The 15,882-nt window shown below is 62.3% G+C and carries 13 protein-coding genes; 5 read left to right on the top strand and 8 right to left on the bottom strand.

Annotated elements, in window-relative coordinates; genetic code table 11:
* Positions 1-12 precede the first annotated feature (12 nt).
* The 4 genes from QOS90_RS25485 (at position 13) to QOS90_RS25470 (ending at position 4,460) form a co-directional block, all read left to right on the top strand.
* Positions 13-486 (top strand): MarR family winged helix-turn-helix transcriptional regulator, encoded by a 474-nt coding sequence (locus QOS90_RS25485; RefSeq protein ID WP_027593555.1) that lies wholly within the window; start codon positions 13-15, stop codon positions 484-486.
* A gap of 30 nt (positions 487-516) precedes the next feature.
* Positions 517-1,710, top strand: coding sequence for an HlyD family secretion protein (locus tag QOS90_RS25480; protein ID WP_027593554.1), 1,194 nt, complete (start codon positions 517-519; stop codon positions 1,708-1,710).
* The gene (locus QOS90_RS25475; protein WP_085274261.1) at positions 1,707-3,242 is read left to right on the top strand and encodes a DHA2 family efflux MFS transporter permease subunit; all 1,536 of its coding nucleotides are present in this window, start codon (positions 1,707-1,709) and stop codon (positions 3,240-3,242) included. Before QOS90_RS25480 ends, QOS90_RS25475 begins: the two co-directional genes overlap by 4 nt.
* 471 nt (positions 3,243-3,713) lie before the next feature.
* Entirely contained in the window at positions 3,714-4,460 is a 747-nt protein-coding gene (locus tag QOS90_RS25470; RefSeq protein WP_085274260.1) for an SDR family oxidoreductase, read from the top strand.
* A gap of 6 nt (positions 4,461-4,466) precedes the next feature.
* Here the strand turns inward: QOS90_RS25470 and QOS90_RS25465 are convergent, their stop codons facing one another.
* The 6 genes from QOS90_RS25465 to QOS90_RS25440 form a co-directional block, all read right to left on the bottom strand.
* Positions 4,467-6,173, bottom strand: coding sequence for an ATP-binding protein (locus tag QOS90_RS25465; RefSeq protein ID WP_256577548.1), 1,707 nt, complete (start codon positions 6,171-6,173; stop codon positions 4,467-4,469).
* A 46-nt stretch (positions 6,174-6,219) separates the two neighbouring features.
* Positions 6,220-8,289, bottom strand: coding sequence for a hybrid sensor histidine kinase/response regulator (locus QOS90_RS25460; protein WP_085274258.1), 2,070 nt, complete (start codon positions 8,287-8,289; stop codon positions 6,220-6,222).
* A 64-nt stretch (positions 8,290-8,353) separates the two neighbouring features.
* Positions 8,354-10,009: a PAS domain-containing hybrid sensor histidine kinase/response regulator family protein gene (locus QOS90_RS25455; RefSeq protein WP_085274257.1), complete on the bottom strand. Its 1,656-nt coding sequence runs from the start codon at positions 10,007-10,009 to the stop codon at positions 8,354-8,356.
* Between the two features lie 57 nt (positions 10,010-10,066).
* Positions 10,067-11,476: a GntR family transcriptional regulator MpaR gene (gene mapR, locus QOS90_RS25450; protein ID WP_027593548.1), complete on the bottom strand. Its 1,410-nt coding sequence runs from the start codon at positions 11,474-11,476 to the stop codon at positions 10,067-10,069.
* Between the two features lie 52 nt (positions 11,477-11,528).
* Complete coding sequence (gene ccoG / locus QOS90_RS25445) at positions 11,529-12,932, bottom strand: cytochrome c oxidase accessory protein CcoG (RefSeq protein WP_027593547.1); 1,404 nt, start codon at positions 12,930-12,932, stop codon at positions 11,529-11,531.
* A 121-nt stretch (positions 12,933-13,053) separates the two neighbouring features.
* Entirely contained in the window at positions 13,054-13,293 is a 240-nt protein-coding gene (locus QOS90_RS25440; RefSeq protein ID WP_027593546.1) for a DUF3203 family protein, read from the bottom strand.
* A 154-nt stretch (positions 13,294-13,447) separates the two neighbouring features.
* Between QOS90_RS25440 and QOS90_RS25435 the strand changes: the two genes are divergently transcribed.
* Complete coding sequence (locus QOS90_RS25435) at positions 13,448-13,978, top strand: MgtC/SapB family protein (protein ID WP_027593545.1); 531 nt, start codon at positions 13,448-13,450, stop codon at positions 13,976-13,978.
* A 529-nt stretch (positions 13,979-14,507) separates the two neighbouring features.
* On the opposite strand, the gene QOS90_RS25430 is transcribed toward QOS90_RS25435, so the two are convergent.
* Both QOS90_RS25430 and QOS90_RS25425 read right to left on the bottom strand, forming a co-directional pair.
* Positions 14,508-15,407, bottom strand: coding sequence for a hydroxymethylglutaryl-CoA lyase (locus QOS90_RS25430; RefSeq protein WP_027593544.1), 900 nt, complete (start codon positions 15,405-15,407; stop codon positions 14,508-14,510).
* Between the two features lie 20 nt (positions 15,408-15,427).
* The gene (locus tag QOS90_RS25425) at positions 15,428-15,826 is read right to left on the bottom strand and encodes a MerR family transcriptional regulator (RefSeq protein WP_027593543.1); all 399 of its coding nucleotides are present in this window, start codon (positions 15,824-15,826) and stop codon (positions 15,428-15,430) included.
* Positions 15,827-15,882 lie beyond the last annotated feature (56 nt).

Here is a 15,882-nt window from a genome sequence, read left to right as displayed (position 1 = left end):
CGGGCAGACTCCATGGCGCATTTCTCTCCAGAAAACTTCCAGACCTGTGCCATCGGCATGCTGCTGGGCCGCGCGGCGATCCTCAAGGACCGCATTCTCGACTGGCACCTCGAATCAGAGGGCGTCACCGCCGCGCAGTTCAAGGTGTTGATCATCGTCACCCAGTACCAGGTGGACACCCCGGCCGAACTGTGCCGCTACCTGGGCCTGGACAGCGGTTCGATGACCCGCATGCTCGACCGCCTCGAGCAGAAGGGCCTGATCCTGCGCAACCGCTGCGCCGATGACCGACGCCAGGTGCGCCTGGCCTTGACCGCCGATGGCCAGCGCTTGGCGGACCGGCTGCCAGAAATCGGTGCGGCAGCGATGAACGAATTGTGCGGCGCACTGGAACCCGAAGAGCTCAAAACGCTCGAGCGCTTGTTGGCCAAGGTGCTGCTCAGCGCTGGCGACCCTTTGACGATCCGCCGCTTTGGCGATCGTTGACCCCTGTTACGCATTATCCAAGGTATTGTCATGGCCACTTCCACAGACACCCCAACCCCTGCCGACCCACCTGCGCCGTCGCGCAAACGCAAGGCCTGGCTGCTTGGCCTGCTTCTGCTGCTGATACTTGGCGGTGTCGGCGCCTGGGCCTGGTATTCCCTGGTCGGGCGCTGGCACGAAAGCACCGATGACGCCTACGTCAATGGCAACGTGGTGGAGATCACCCCGCTGGTGACCGGCACCGTCACCAGCATTGGTGCCGATGACGGCGACCTGGTTCACGCCGGCCAAGTGCTGCTGCAGTTCGACCCGTCCGACAGCGAGGTGGCGCTGCAGTCTGCCGAAGCCAAGCTGGCGCGCACGGTGCGCCAGGTGCGTGGCCTGTACAGTAACGTCGATGGGCTCAAGGCCCAGTTGCAGACGCGCCAGGCCGAATTGCAAAAGGCCCAGGACAACTACAACCGGCGCAAGGTGCTGGCCGACAGCGGTGCGATTGCTGCAGAAGAAATCTCCCACGCCCGTGACGACCTGAGTGTGGCCCAGAGCGCCCTGGCCAGTGCCCGTCAGCAGCTCAACACCAGCACCGCGCTGGTCGACGACACCGTGGTCTCCTCGCACCCTGAAGTGATGGCAGCCGCTGCCGACCTGCGCCAGGCTTACCTCGACAACGCCCGCACCACCTTGGTGGCGCCGGTGACCGGGTATGTCGCCAAGCGCACCGTGCAACTGGGCCAACGCCTGCAGCCGGGCACCGCGACGATGGCGGTGATCCCCCTGGACCAGGTGTGGATCGATGCCAACTTCAAAGAAACCCAGCTACGCGACATGCGTATCGGCCAGCCGGTGGAAATCAGCGCCGACCTGTACGGCAGCGCGGTCAAGTACAGCGGCACGGTCGACAGCCTCGGTGCCGGCACTGGCAGCGCGTTCGCTCTGCTGCCGGCGCAAAATGCCACCGGCAACTGGATCAAGATCGTGCAGCGGGTGCCGGTGCGTATTCACCTAAGCCCGGACCAGCTCAAGGACCATCCGCTGCGTATCGGCCTGTCGACGCTGGTGGAGGTCGACTTGCACGACCAGAGTGGCCCGACCCTGGCCCAGCAACCGCCGCAGCAGGCCAGCTACACCACACAGGTGTACGACCGCCAACTGGTCGATGCCGATAACCTGATCGCCCGGCTGATTCACGAGAACAGCGCATCCGGCAAGACGGCGCAGCGATGAGCAACCAGGCTGCCGCCCAGTTCACGCCGCCGAGTCTGTTGCTGACCACCATCGGCCTGTCGCTGGCAACGTTCATGCAGGTGCTCGACACCACCATCGCCAACGTGGCCTTGCCGACCATTTCCGGCAACCTGGGGGTGAGCTATGAGCAGGGCACCTGGGTGATCACCTCGTTCGCCGTGAGCAACGCTATCGCCTTGCCGCTGACGGGTTGGCTGAGCCGGCGCTTTGGCGAGGTGAAGCTGTTCATCTGGGCCACGTTGTTGTTCGTGCTGGCATCGTTCTTGTGCGGCATCGCCCAGTCGATGCCGGAGCTGGTGGGCTTTCGTGTGTTGCAGGGCGTGGTGGCGGGGCCGTTGTACCCGATGACCCAGACCTTGCTGATAGCGGTGTATCCGCCGGCGAAACGGGGGATGGCCCTGGCGCTGTTGGCGATGGTCACGGTGGTGGCGCCGATTGCCGGGCCGATACTGGGGGGCTGGATCACCGACAGTTACAGCTGGCCGTGGATCTTCTTCATCAACGTGCCGATCGGGCTGTTTGCCGCCGCTGTTGTACGCCAACAGATGCGCTCGCGGCCGGTGGTGACCAGCCGCCAGCCGATGGACTACATCGGCCTTTTGACGCTGATCGTGGGGGTGGGGGCGTTGCAGGTGGTGCTCGACAAGGGCAATGACCTGGACTGGTTCGAGTCGTCGTTCATCATCATGGGCAGCTTGATCTCGGTGGTGTTCCTGGCGGTGTTCGTGATCTGGGAGCTGACCGATCGGCATCCGGTGGTCAACCTGCGGCTGTTCGTGCACCGCAACTTCCGGGTCGGCACCATCGTGTTGGTCGGGGGCTATGCGGGGTTCTTCGGTATCAACCTGATCTTGCCGCAGTGGCTGCAGACGCAGATGGGTTATACGGCGACCTGGGCGGGGCTGGCGGTGGCGCCCATCGGGCTGTTGCCGGTGATCATGTCGCCCTTTGTCGGCAAGTACGCGCACCGGTTCGACTTGCGGCTGCTGGCGGGGTTGGCGTTTCTGGCGATAGGCACGAGCTGCTTCATGCGGGCTGGGTTTACCAGTGAGGTGGACTTCCAGCATGTGGCGTTGGTGCAGTTGTTCATGGGGATTGGCGTGGCGCTGTTCTTCATGCCGACGTTGAGCATTTTGCTGTCGGACTTGCCGCCGCATCAGATTGCCGATGGCTCGGGGCTGGCGACCTTTCTGCGTACGTTGGGGGGGAGTTTTGCGGCGTCGCTGACGACGTGGATCTGGATACGGCGGGCGGATCAGCATCATGCGTATCTGAGTGAGAATATCAGCCAGTTTGATCCGGCGACGCGGCATACGCTGGAGCAGCTTGGGGGGGCCAGTGTGCAGAACTATGCGCGGTTGGAGCAGATCGTCAATGCGCAGGCTTACATGATGTCTACGGTGGACTATTTCATGATGATGACTTGGGTGTTTGCGGGGTTGATTTTGTTGGTTTGGTTTGCGCGGCCGCCGTTTACGGCTAAGGCTGGGCCGGCTTCTGCGGGGCATTGATTCTTTGGCTAAAGATGGGGCCTTCGCTGGTATTGAGAGATAGGCAGGGGCCAGTTGCCGGGGCGACGCTTAGTCACCTTTCCGCCCTTACGGCGGGTCACTTTTTGGCAAACGCCCCAAAAAGTAACCAAAAAGGGCTGCGCTCCATCATCCGGCCCCTACGCTGCGCTTCGGGGTCCCCTCGCTACGGCCTTGCTCCCGGGAGGACCGCGCTGCAGGGCCCATCCTGGGCCCCAGCGCTTGACGGGCATCCTTGCCCGTCACCTCCCTCCGCAAGGCCTGCGCTCGGCCTCCTGAGTCGCTGAAGGTCAAAAGCCAGATCAAGATCAAGATCAAGAGCTGGATCAAGAGCTGGATCAAGGGCTGGGTCAATGTCGCGTGCGATTGTGCGCCTTGGGAAGGGGTGGCATTCCCATGCGTTGGCATTTGTCCTATTGTCGAAAGCCCACTTTCAACAGCATTGGCAGGCCCATGGAGAATGTCATCGTCATTACTGGCGCCAGCCGAGGTATCGGCGCGGCGACAGCCCTGCTGGCCGCTCGGCAGGGGTATCGTATCTGCATCAATTACCACGCGGATGACCAGGCTGCCGAGCGCGTTCTTGGGCAGGTTCGCGCGCTTGGCGCCGAAGCGATTGCGGTGCGGGCTGATGTCAGTATCGAGGATGAGATCATTCAGCTGTTCCAGCGTGTCGATGAGGCGCTTGGCCCGGTGACTGCGCTGGTCAACAACGCGGGCACCATCGGCCAGCAGAGCCGTGTCGAGGAGATGTCCGAGTTTCGCTTGCTCAAGATGATGAAGACCAATGTCGTTGGGCCCATGCTTTGCGCCAAACATGCGCTGTTGCGCATGGCGCGTCGGCATGGCGGGCAGGGCGGGGCGATTGTCAACGTCTCTTCAGTGGCTGCGCGCCTGGGCTCGCCCAACGAATACGTCGACTACGCGGCCTCTAAAGGCGCGCTGGATACCTTCACCCTTGGCTTGGCCAAGGAAGTGGCAGGCGAGGGCGTGCGGGTCAATGGCGTGCGCCCAGGCTATATACACACCGGCTTCCATGCGCTTTCCGGTGATCCGGACCGGGTCGCCAAGCTCGAACCCGGGTTGCCCATGGGCCGCGGCGGCCGGCCAGAAGAAGTTGCCGAGGCCATTGTCTGGTTGCTCTCGGACAAGGCCTCGTATTCCACCGGCAGCTTCGTCGATTTGGGCGGCGGGCGCTGAGGCGCCTTATCCTTCCAGTAACTGGCCGACCTGCTCGGCCAGTGCTTCGAGGCTGAAGGGCTTGGTCAGCACGCGCATGTCGGTTTCCAGGTTGCCGTTAGCCAGCGCTGCACTTTCGTCGTAGCCCGTGACGAAGAGCACCTTGAGCCCGGTGTAACGCCCGCGCAACGTGTCGGCCAACTGGCGCCCGTTGATCCCGCCCGGCAAGCCCACGTCGCTGATCAGCAGGTCGGGCGCGGGTTGCTCTGCCAAGCCTGCAAGTGCTTGGGGGCCATCTTCGAACATCATTACTTCATGGCCCAGGTCATGCAGCACTTCAGCAATCACCAGGCGCATGGCGCTGACATCCTCGACCACGGCGATTCGCTTTGTCGCGCCTGTATTGGAGCGCGGTGCCGGTACAGCGGGTTTGAGTACGGCAGGGGCAGGCTGCGCGTGGTGTCGCGGCAGCAGCAAGCGCACCGTGGTGCCCTGGCCCTGGGACGATGCAATATGCAGTTGCCCACCGGACTGGCGCACAAAACCGAAGACCATCGACAACCCCAGGCCCGTGCCGCGGCCGAGCGGTTTGGTGGTGAAGAACGGGTCCACAGCGCGCGTCAGGGTGTCATCCGTCATGCCGCTGCCGTTGTCTTCAACGCTGAGGCAGAGGTAGTCGCCAGGCGTCAGCTCAAGCTGCGCAGCTTGCTCGCTGGTCAACGAGACATTGCACAGGGCGATACGGACCCTGCCCCCGTCGGGCAGGGCATCGCGTGCGTTGATGCACAAGTTGAGCAGGCTGCTCTCAAGTTGAGGAGGGTCGATATGCACCGTCCAGCAAGCGTCGCTGCACTGGTAGTCGAGTTCGATGTGGGGGCCGGTGCTGCGGCTGATCAGGTCTAGCATGCCGGTGACCAGCACCGCGACGTCGGTGGCGCGTGGCTGCAAGGTCTGTTGACGGGAGAACGCGAGTAATCGATGAACAAGCGCCGCAGCCCGTTGTGCCGCGCTATGGGCGCTTTCCAGCAAGGGGGTGATGGTTGCCTTGGGCTGGTCGATGGCCACCCTGTCCCTGGCCAGCTCCAGTGCGCCGAGTATGCCGCCGAGCAGGTTGTTGAAGTCGTGCGCAACGCCCCCTGTCAGCTGACCTACAGCCTCGACTTTCTGCGCTTGGCGCAAAGCCTCTTCGGCCTTCTGGCTCTGCGCCACGGCTTGTTCGACACGCTGCTCAAGCGCTGCGTTGAGGTCTTGAAGGGCACTCTCAGCGCGCTTGCGCGCTGTCACATCCCGAAAGATCACCGCCACCTGATGGTTGTGGGCCGGTTCGATACGGATTGCCGCTAGGCCAAGGCAGCGGCCGGTGGCAAGCAACTCATGCTCGAAGTACAGCGGATTGCCAGTCCGCTCCACGGTGCCGAAGTAGTCCAGCCAGACATGGGCCTCGTCGGGTATCACTTCCCGCAGGGTCCGGCCCACGACATTGGGCAGCCCGGCATGCCTGCAGTAAGCCGGGTTGGCCATCAGGTGTACATAATCGCTCAACGGCCCAAGCGGTCCATCGATGAACTGGATGATGCAGAAGCCTTCTTCCATGTTCTCGAACAGAAAGCGGTAGCCTTCCGACGCCTGCGCGCGTGCGTTCAAGCGCAACAGTTCGCTGTTCAACTGGCTGTTTTGCTGTTCGAGCTGATCGATTCGCTGGCGTAAACCCTCCAGCTCATCGGTTGTATTCAAGCATTCACCGGGCATTCATTTCGCTCCATCGATAAACCACAGGCCGCTAATGCATCAGCAGCTGTGCGACCCTTTCCACGAGTGCCGCCAGGTCAAAGGGTTTGGTCAATACACTGGATGCTTCCAGGGTTTGGCCGTGGCTGAGTACAGCGCTTTCATCGTAACCGGTGATGAACAGCACTTTTATGTGCGGGTGCCGTACGCGGCATCGGTCGGCGACCTGCCGACCGTTCAGGCCCCCGGGCAGGCCGATATCGCTGATCAGCAGGTGCGGCGGCGGGCAGCGCTCGAGGTACGCCAGCGCGCTTGGGCCGTCGGCGAATGCCTGGACGTCATGGCCGAGCTCTTCGAGTACTTCGTGGATGACCAAGCGCAGGGGCTCCTGGTCTTCTACCAGCACGATTTGCCCAGCCTGCACGGTGTTGCAACTCGCCGGGCGCTGAGCCGGGGTTTGGAAGCTGTTCATCGCTTGCCACGCAAGGTGGCGGGGCAGATACAGTTCGACCAGCGTGCCTTCATCGGGCTTGGACAGGATACGCATCTGCCCCCCTGACTGACGCACGAAGCCGTAAACCATGGAAAGCCCAAGGCCAGTGCCCTGGCCCATCGGCTTGGTGGTGAAGAACGGATCCACGGCGCGCGCCGCGACCTCTGCCGACATGCCTCGCCCGTTGTCCTTGACCCCAAGGCGCAGGTAATCGCCTGCAGCCAGGTCGAGCCCTTGGGCACGCTGCAGGTCAAGGGTCAGGTTGTCGCCGCTGAGGGTAATCGCGCCACCTTCTGGCAGTGCGTCTCGGGCGTTGATGCACAAGTTGAGCAGGGCGTTTTCCAGTTGTGGCGGGTCGATGAACGTTGGCCACAGGTGCTGCGGGAAGTGGCTGTGCAACTGGATGGACGGACCGATGCTGCCACGGACCAGCTGCTCCATGTCATTGACCAATTGGGTGACATCGGTGGGCTGGGGTTGCAGCGTCTGCTGGCGCGAGAACGCCAGCAGGCGATGCACGACGGCGGCGGCACGCTGCGCCGCGCCACTGGCAACGTCCAGCAGGCTGCCGAGTTGGTCGTGACGCGCCTGTTGCAAGCGTTGCTGCATCAATTCCTGGGCCGCCAGAATGCTACCCAGCAGGTTGTTGAAGTCATGGGCGATGCCACCACTCAAGTGCCCCACGGCCTCCATTTTCTGCGCATGCCGCAGTGCCTCTTCAGCGCTGAGCAGGCGCTGCTGGGCGGCGACGCGTTCGCTGATGTCATACGCGAATAAGTAGGCACCAAGAATCGCGCCATCAGGGTCGCGCAGGCAGTTGAAGCGCAGCTCGTAATGCCGTTGTGTAGCCCCCTTGCCGAAACGCTGAGTTATTGTGAACTGCTCGCCCCCCAGCGCACGTTGCCACATCGGCATGATCACGTTCAGGTCGGTGAGGTTGTCGCCCATCAGCGTGGTCACAGAGTCGCCCACTTCCGGGGTGGCGCCGTACAGGTAATGAAATTCCAGCTTGGCCTGCCGGTTGATCGCCAGCCAGCGCATGTTGCTATCGATCATGTGCACGTTAGCCAGGCTGTGCTCGACCACTTCGGCAAACAACCGGCGCTCTGCCAGCGCCGCATTGACCCGTTCTTCGAGCTCTTCGTTCATGCGCTGCAAGGCCAGCTCTGCACGACGCCGTGCGGTGACATCCTTGAACAGCACCGCCACCTGGCGCCGCTCGGCGGGTTCGACGCGAAAGGTCGTGACGGACAGGACATGGCCAGTGGCAACCAGCTCCTGTTCGAAGTGCAGCGGCTCGCCGGTGCGCAGCACTTCACCGTAGCGGGCTACCCAATCGTCGGCCTCATCGGGGACCATCTCGCGCAGTTTTTGCCCGACCACATTGGGGATGCCGGCATGTTTCGCATACGCCGCATTGGCCACGACATGCACGTAGTCACTCAATGGGCCATGTGGCCCATCGAAGAATTCAATGATGCAGAACCCTTCGTCCATGGTGTCAAACAACGAACGATAGAGGATCTGATCGTGCTCCTGGTGGCTCGCCAACTGCGACTCCAGCAGCGCGTTACGGCGCTCCAGGTCTTCGACATGTTGGCGCAGGGAAAGCAGGTCGCGGGAAGGCATGCCGACGTCCGACGAAATTAAAGGCCCAAACTCTAACGTGTTCACCCCAAGGGCGAGAACACCCTTAACGCAAATGCGCATCCACGCCCAGCAAGCGATCGATCCGCTCACCCAGTGCCTTGAGCTCGAAGGGCTTGGACAGCACCTCGGTGCGCTCTGCAGGCCAGCCTAGGGCCATGCTGCTGGCAATGTCGTAGCCGGTGATCAGTATCACCGGTGCTTCGTTGGCAAGGCCCCGATAGGCCTCTGCGAGCTGGTTGCCGTCGATGCCGCCGGGCAGGCCAACATCGGTGATCAACAAGTCAGGCAATGGGCTGTGCTGCAACGCCTGGAGTGCGCTGCGGCCGTCCTCGAAAACCTGGACCTCGTGGCCCAGCTCTTTTAGCACTTCGCCGAGTACCAGGCGCAGGGTCGCTTGGTCTTCTACCAGCATGATCCGGTGTGGCCTGTGAAGCGGCCTGGCGTCAGTATTTTCAGGCGCAGCGCAAGGATGCTCGGGGGTGGTGCTTTCGTTCCGGGGCAGATACAGGTGGACGCTGGTGCCTTGCCCAGGCGTGCTGTCAATGCGTAATTGCCCGCCAGACTGGCGCACGAAGCCATAGACCATCGACAGCCCCAGGCCAGTACCCTGGCCCATGGGTTTGGTTGTGAAGAACGGGTCGAGGGCACGCTGCATCACGTCCTTGCTCATGCCCATGCCAGTGTCGTCCACCCGTATGTGCAAAAATTGCCCTGGCGGCACGTCCAGGCGGCGGGCCTGCTCGTCGTCGAGCTCGGCATTCTCACAGCCAATGCGCAGGGTGCCGCCCAGGGGCATGGCATCGCGGGCGTTGATGCACAGGTTCAGCAGGGCGTTTTCTAACTGTTGGGGGTCGATGCGGATCGACCACTGACCGGCCAGTGTCCGGTCCTGCAAGTCGATGTGCGCATCGATCGAACTGCGGATCAGGTCGTGCATGCCGGCCACCAACCGCTGTACATCGACGGGTTGCGGCAGCAGTGTCTGCTGGCGGGAAAAAGCCAACAGGCGCTGCACCAGCGAGGCTGCACGCAGCGCGCTGTTCTTGCCGAGTTCGAGCAGCCTGGCGGTGTCGGACACACGATGCTGACTCAGGCGTTGCTCGGCCAGCTCCAGTGCGCCGAGGATGCTGCCAAGCAGGTTGTTGAAGTCATGGGCAATGCCACCGGTCAATTGGCCGACCGCTTCCATTTTCTGTGATTGGCGCAGCGCCTCTTCGGTTTGGTGCAGGCGTTCCTGCTCGGCAATGCGCTCGGTAATGTCGTAGGCGAACATATAGCCGCCCTGGATGCGCTGCTGCGCGTCGAGCAGCGGGTGGTAGCGGATTTCATAGTGGCGCAGGGCGTCAGGTGGCCCGAGGGCGATGGTGTCGATGAACGCTTCGCCGGCCAGCAGGCGCGGCCACACCGGGGCCAAGCGGCCCATGATGTCCGGTTGGTTGGCCAGAAACTGCGGGATGTAATCGCCGATCTGCGGCACAAAACCGCGCCACCGCTGGAAGGTTTCGCGGGCTGTGCGATTGATCGCCAACAGGCGCATTTTGCGGTCGGCTGCAAATACGTTGGCCAAGCTGTTATCGACCAGTTCGCCGAGCAGATTGTTGTTTGCCTGCGCAATGTCACCGCGCTGGGCCAGCAGGGTTTCAAGCTCTGCGACACGTGCCTGCAGTTGCTCGTAGGAAGCTTGCGTGACTGGCTGCATGGTGGCGAACCGGTGAGCGGATCGGGCAACTATAGACGCGGCGCAGGCTGACAGCTATCAAAATGAACGAATGATTCGCCCCAGGGTTTCCATGGCCTTTTCGGCGCCGTCATGCCAGGGGCTGCCGTAGTTCAGGCGGATGCAATTACCGAAGCGACGGGTCGGTGAAAAGATGGGGCCGGGCGCGATGCTGATGCCCTGGGCCAAGGCCATGTGGAACAGCTTGAGCGCATCCATCTGCTCTGGCAGTTCAAGCCACAGGAAGTAGCCCCCAGACGGTTGGCTGACCCGCGTCTGCGCCGGGAAGTGGCGGGAGATGGCGGCGAGCATGTTGGCTTGCTGGCCTTCCAGCGCGTAGCGCAGCTTGCGCAAGTGGCGGTCATAGCCGCCGTGTTGCAGGTAGTCGGCGATGGCCGCCTGTGCCGGCATCGATGCGCAGAGCGAAGTCATCAACTTGAGGCGTTCGATCTTCTGCGCGAAACGCCCGGCGGCCACCCAGCCGATGCGGTATCCGGGCGCCAGGCTCTTGGCGAACGAACCGCAGTGCATCACCAGGCCTTGGGTGTCGAAGGCCTTGGCGGGTTTGGGCGCCTGTTGCGCGTAATACAGTTCGGCGTAGACGTCGTCTTCGATCAGCGGCACCTGATGGCGTGCCAGCAACTCCACCAGCGCCTGCTTCTTGGCCTCCGGCATGCTGGCGCCAACCGGGTTCTGGAAGTTGGTCATGCACCATACGGCCTTGACCGGGTGCTTCTCCAGGGTCTGCGCCAGCACGCTCAGGTCCATGCCTTCGCGGGGGTGAACGGGAATTTCCACAGCTTTGAGTTTGAGCCGCTCCAACACTTGCAGGCAGGCATAGAAGGCCGGCGCTTCGATCGCCACCAGGTCGCCGGGTTCGGTCACGGCTTGCAGGCACAGGTTCAGGGCTTCCAGCGCGCCATTGGTGATCAGCAGCTCTTCCATCGGCAGCATCAGCCCGCCGACCATGTAGCGCAGGGCAATCTGCCGGCGCAATTGAGGGTTGCCGGGCGACAGGTCGGTGACCACCATGCGCGGGTCCATCGCACGGCTGGCACTGGCCAGCGAGCGCGACAAACGCTGCAGCGGGAACAGTTCGGGGCTTGGGAAGGCCGAACCGAACGGCACGGTGTTGGGGTCCTTTATCGAGTCGAGGATGGAGAACACCAGCGCGCTGACGTCGACATCGGTGGACTCGCTGACCGGCTGCAAGGCCTGCGGCTCGCAGAACTGGCGCGGTGCATGGGCGTTGACGAAGTACCCCGAACGCGGGCGCGCGCGGATCAACCCGCGCCGTTCCAGCAGGTAATAGGCCTGGAACACCGTGGATGGGCTGACCCCGTGGGTCTGGCTGGCATAGCGCACCGAGGGCACCCGCTGGCCAGGGCCTAGCACACCCGAGCGGATCAGTTCGGCAATGTCATCGGCGAATCGTTCGTAGCGTTTCATTCTGGCCTTCTGTCGAAGCCTGGCAGGCAAGGTGGAAAAACAGTGTAAGGGATCAGCGGTTCATCGGTGCGACGAAGCGGCTTTGTGCCACGCTGCGCACGGCAGGTTCGTCACTCTCCTGCACTTCGAAACTCAAGGTTTGCGAACTGCTGGTCGGGCGTTCTGCAAGCATCGCCACCGAGACCGGCAGTTCGCTCATTTCGCCAGCCGGGATGATGAACTCGGTTTTGCCCTGCAGGGTGAAGCCGTCAGCGTCCAGCAGACGCAGGTGATAGCGCTGGGTGCTTTCGGTCTTGTTGATGACCTTGAGCAGGTAGATGTTCTCGATCTGGCCTTGGGCGTTCTCGCGGAACAGGCCACGGTCCTTGATCACGTCCAGCGACACCATCGGGCGCAGTTGCAAGGCAACTACCAGCGCGCCGATCATCACCACCAGTGCCGCGGCGTAGCCCAACAGGCGCGGGCGCAGCCAGTGGGTGGTGCCGCCCTGCAGGCTGTGCTCGGACTTGTAACCGATCAGGCCGCGGGCATAACCCATTTTGTCCATAACCCCGTCACAGGCGTCGATGCAGGCCGCGCAGCCGATACAGGCCATCTGCAGGCCGTCGCGGATGTCGATGCCGGTAGGGCAGACTTGCACGCACATCGTGCAGTCGATGCAGTCGCCCAGGCCTTGGCCGTGGGCGTCGCTGCCTTTCTTGCGCGGGCCACGGGTTTCGCCGCGGCGCGGGTCGTAGGCCACCGCCAGGGTGTCCTTGTCGAACATCACGCTTTGGAAGCGGGCATAAGGGCACATGTGCAGGCACACCGCCTCGCGCAGCAAGCCGGCATTGATGTAGGTGGCGGCGGTGAAGAACAACACCCAGAACAGCGCGACGCCACCCAACTGCAAGGTGAACAGTTCTGCCGCCAGGGGCCGTATCGGGGTGAAGTAGCCGACGAAGGTCAGGCCGGTGAGCAAGCCGATGGCCAGCCACAGGCTGTGCTTGAGCGCCCGACGGGCCAGTTTTTCCAGGCTCCAGGGGGCAGCGGCAAGCTTGATGCGCTGGTTGCGGTCACCTTCGCTGACCTTTTCGCACCACATGAACAACCAGGTCCAGGTACTTTGTGGGCAACTGTACCCGCACCACACACGGCCGGCGTAGACCGTGATGGCGAACAGGCCAAAGGCGCAGATGATCAACAGCGCAGACAGCAGGATGAAGTCCTGCGGCCAGAAGGTTGCGCCGAAGATATGGAACTTGCTGCTGCCCAAGTCCCAGAGCACTGCCTGGCGGCCGTTCCAGGTCAGCCAGGCGGTGCCGAAGAACAGTGCGAACAACGCCCCCGCAAAACCGATCCGCAGGTTGCGGTACAGCCCGGTGAAACTGCGGGTGTGAAGGCCGCTGTCAACGTGGCGTTTGGCGGCTGAACTTGCGGGCGCGGCGATCTCGGTAAAGGGGATTCTATCGTTCATGGCTCGGTGCTCATCAGGCCTCGATCAGGCATGAGCACTATGGCCCCCGAGCTGTTATCAGCACAGGCTCAGGTTTGGCGATAAAAACCGTATCAGATGATCAGCAAAACCACGCCAGGCCTTAGATTACCGAGCCTGGCACGCTGGTCTTCAGATGCCTGCGGCTATCCACCGCACCCGCTACGGTCAGGGCATCAGCTTCCGCTTCGGTGATCGGCACCCGTTCCCCCGCCAGCACCGCCACCGACATGCGCAGCTGCTCATCGGTGATGATTTCGATGGCAGGGCCATCGCCTTCGAGGTGCACATGGTCGCCGATGAGCGTGCAACGGCGGGTGCTTTCGTCGATTTCAACCGGCATGGGAATGTCCTCTTGGTGGCGGTTACACGTGTGACCACTGTGCAGAGGTGGTTGCTGCATCGATCCGCTGGGCGGGATGTATCGCACTTGCCGGCGCTGCGCGAGTCAACTCTCACAGAGGCAGCCCCAGCGCATTCTGATTAGGAGCGTCACGATGAACCCTTGGTGGCATCCGATTTGGCAAACCATTCAGGCCGAGTTCGCCGACCTCGGCGACGAGCGCGAAGTCACGCGAGTGCTGGTGCGCCTGCTGATGGCGGCCGTGCTGGGTGCGGTGCTGGGTTTTGAGCGTGAGCACAAAGGCAAGTCTGCCGGCGTGCGCACCCACATGCTGGTCTCGCTGGGCGCTGCGCTGTTCGTGTTGGCGCCAAGCATGGCCGGGGCCGACGAGCAGGCGCTAAGCCGGGTGATCCAGGGCATTGTCGCCGGGATCGGTTTTCTGGGGGCGGGTACCATTCTCAAGGGTAACGGCCAAGACACCAGCCATGTGAAAGGGCTGACTACCGCAGCAGGGCTGTGGATGACTGCCGCGATCGGTACGGCCGCCGGCATGGGGCGCGAAGCCACGGCATTGATCAGCACGGTGCTGGCACTGCTGGTGCTGGGCACGATGCCTATGTTGGTGGACAAGGTCGAGAAACAGGATGAGGAGAAACAGAGCGAGGAGGAGGGCAGGAAGCACTGAGGGGAGCCGAAGCTCCCCCCAAAGCGTTGTTGCCTGCTCTTTTTATTATTGAAGACGGCCTTTTGTTGTTTTTGTCAGCCTGTCTTTGTGTCGCGGGCGACCCCCATGCGGGGTCAAGAACAAACGTATTTTTTTGAGCGCTGACCTGCTTTCATCATGACTGATCCGATGCTGACTGCCGCTACCTTGAGGTAGTTTTATTGTTCTGTGTCAGACCGCGGGGCGTACCCCTGAAAAGCGTGTCTACTCCAAAAAAATCTGCTTGCTACGCCTCTGCCGTGTTGTTCTTGTTATGTCAGAGCCGTTACCTGTTGTTTTTATTGGGTGTCACATTTTTATTGTTCTTGTACCAAAGATATAGCATGGCCCGTGCCAACTTTTTCAAATCCTTTAAAATCAAGCACTTAGGTGTTTTGGTTGAAAACGCTCGACCTGAAATTTTGTCGATTTGTTTCCCTGTTACCCGATTTTTTGCTGCGAAACGTGGGGGAGGTAACACTCCACCCACATTCATGTGACACCCGTGTGACTAGTGCGCGCTGCGTGCGCGCGCCACTCGCGACCCATTGGCGCGGCCCAGCACCGTGCTGATGCGTTGCCCTGCGGCGATCAGGCGGTCCAGGTCGATGCCCGTCTCGATGCCCAGCCCCTGTAGCAGGTACACCACGTCTTCGGTTGCGATATTGCCGGTGGCGCCCTTGGCATAGGGGCAGCCCCCCAGCCCGGCCACCGAGCTGTCGAACACATTGATACCTTCAAGCAGGCTGGCATAGACGTTGGCCAAGGCCTGGCCATAGGTGTCGTGGAAGTGCCCGGCCAACTGCTGGCGCGGCACCTGGGCCGAGACCACGTCGAACAGCCGGCGGGTATCGCCCGCAGTGCCGGTACCGATGGTGTCGCCCAGCGATACCTCGTAGCAGCCCATGTCATGCAGGGCGCGGGCGACCGGGGCGACCTGTTCGGCGCTGACCTTGCCTTCATAAGGGCAGCCCAAGACGCACGACACATAGCCACGCACGCGCACGCCGTGGCTGCGCGCAGCCTCCATGATCGGCTCGAAGCGCTTGAGGCTGTCGCTGATCGAGCAGTTGATGTTGCGCTGCGAGAACGCCTCGGACGCTGCGGCAAACACCGCCACCTCTTTCACCCCGGCAGCCAGCGCATCTTCGAAGCCGCGCAGGTTCGGCGCCAAGGCGGCATAGGTAACACCGGGGCGCTGCACGATGCCTGCGAACACCTCTGCGGAACCAGCCATCTGCGGTACCCACTTGGGCGAGACAAAGCTGCCGACTTCGATGTAGGCAAGGCCTGCTTCGGTAAGGTCGTCAACCAGGCGCACCTTGTCGGCGACGCTGATGGGCTGGGCTTCGTTCTGCAGACCGTCGCGGGGGCCTACTTCGACCAGACGGACTTCTTTAGGCAAGGGCATGGCGGGTTTCCTGTGGCGGGTCAACGGTTGTCTTTATTGTTCAAGGTCGCGGCAAGGGCCTGCTCGCAGCGCTCCTGGGCGGTGTCGAGCTCCAGTTGCATCTGGTGGATGTCGAGCATCTGCTGCTCCAACTGGGCACGTCGTTCGGCGATTTTCACCAGCATGCTGTTGAGCTGTTTCAGGTTGCCGCTGGTGGGGTCATACAGCTCGATCAGTTCACGGCATTCGGCGAGGGAAAAACCAATGCGCTTGCCGCGCAGGATGAGCTTCAGGCTGACTTTGTCACGCGCCGAGTAGATGCGTTCCAGGCCACGTCGCTCGGGGCTCAGCAAGCCCTGTTCCTCGTAGAAGCGGATGGCACGGGTGGTGATGTCCAGCTCGCGGGACAGGTCGGAGATGCTGTAGGTCTGCAGGCTCATGCGGGGGCTCGGCGTGGGGTATGGGGCTATCCTGAATGCAGGTTGACGTTTACGTC

The organism is Pseudomonas sp. LAIL14HWK12:I10, from assembly GCF_900184205.1.
Classification (GTDB): Bacteria; Pseudomonadota; Gammaproteobacteria; order Pseudomonadales; family Pseudomonadaceae; genus Aquipseudomonas; species Aquipseudomonas kermanshahensis.
This window is presented reverse-complemented; position numbering and strand designations above follow the sequence as displayed.

Excerpts from the sequence above, each read along its gene's own strand:
- QOS90_RS25475 (WP_085274261.1), top strand. The coding sequence starts at position 1,707 with ATGAGCAACCAGGCTGCCGCCCAGTTCACGCCGCCGAGTCTGTTGCTG.
- QOS90_RS25430 (WP_027593544.1), bottom strand. The coding sequence starts at position 15,407 with ATGCCCTTGCCTAAAGAAGTCCGTCTGGTCGAAGTAGGCCCCCGCGAC.
- QOS90_RS25455 (WP_085274257.1), bottom strand. The coding sequence starts at position 10,009 with ATGCAGCCAGTCACGCAAGCTTCCTACGAGCAACTGCAGGCACGTGTC.
- QOS90_RS25460 (WP_085274258.1), bottom strand. The coding sequence starts at position 8,289 with ATGCCTTCCCGCGACCTGCTTTCCCTGCGCCAACATGTCGAAGACCTG.
- mapR (WP_027593548.1), bottom strand. The coding sequence starts at position 11,476 with ATGAAACGCTACGAACGATTCGCCGATGACATTGCCGAACTGATCCGC.
- ccoG (WP_027593547.1), bottom strand. The coding sequence starts at position 12,932 with ATGAACGATAGAATCCCCTTTACCGAGATCGCCGCGCCCGCAAGTTCA.
- QOS90_RS25435 (WP_027593545.1), top strand. The coding sequence starts at position 13,448 with ATGAACCCTTGGTGGCATCCGATTTGGCAAACCATTCAGGCCGAGTTC.
- QOS90_RS25470 (WP_085274260.1), top strand. The coding sequence starts at position 3,714 with ATGGAGAATGTCATCGTCATTACTGGCGCCAGCCGAGGTATCGGCGCG.
- QOS90_RS25480 (WP_027593554.1), top strand. The coding sequence starts at position 517 with ATGGCCACTTCCACAGACACCCCAACCCCTGCCGACCCACCTGCGCCG.
- QOS90_RS25425 (WP_027593543.1), bottom strand. The coding sequence starts at position 15,826 with ATGAGCCTGCAGACCTACAGCATCTCCGACCTGTCCCGCGAGCTGGAC.
- QOS90_RS25485 (WP_027593555.1), top strand. The coding sequence starts at position 13 with ATGGCGCATTTCTCTCCAGAAAACTTCCAGACCTGTGCCATCGGCATG.
- QOS90_RS25440 (WP_027593546.1), bottom strand. The coding sequence starts at position 13,293 with ATGCCGGTTGAAATCGACGAAAGCACCCGCCGTTGCACGCTCATCGGC.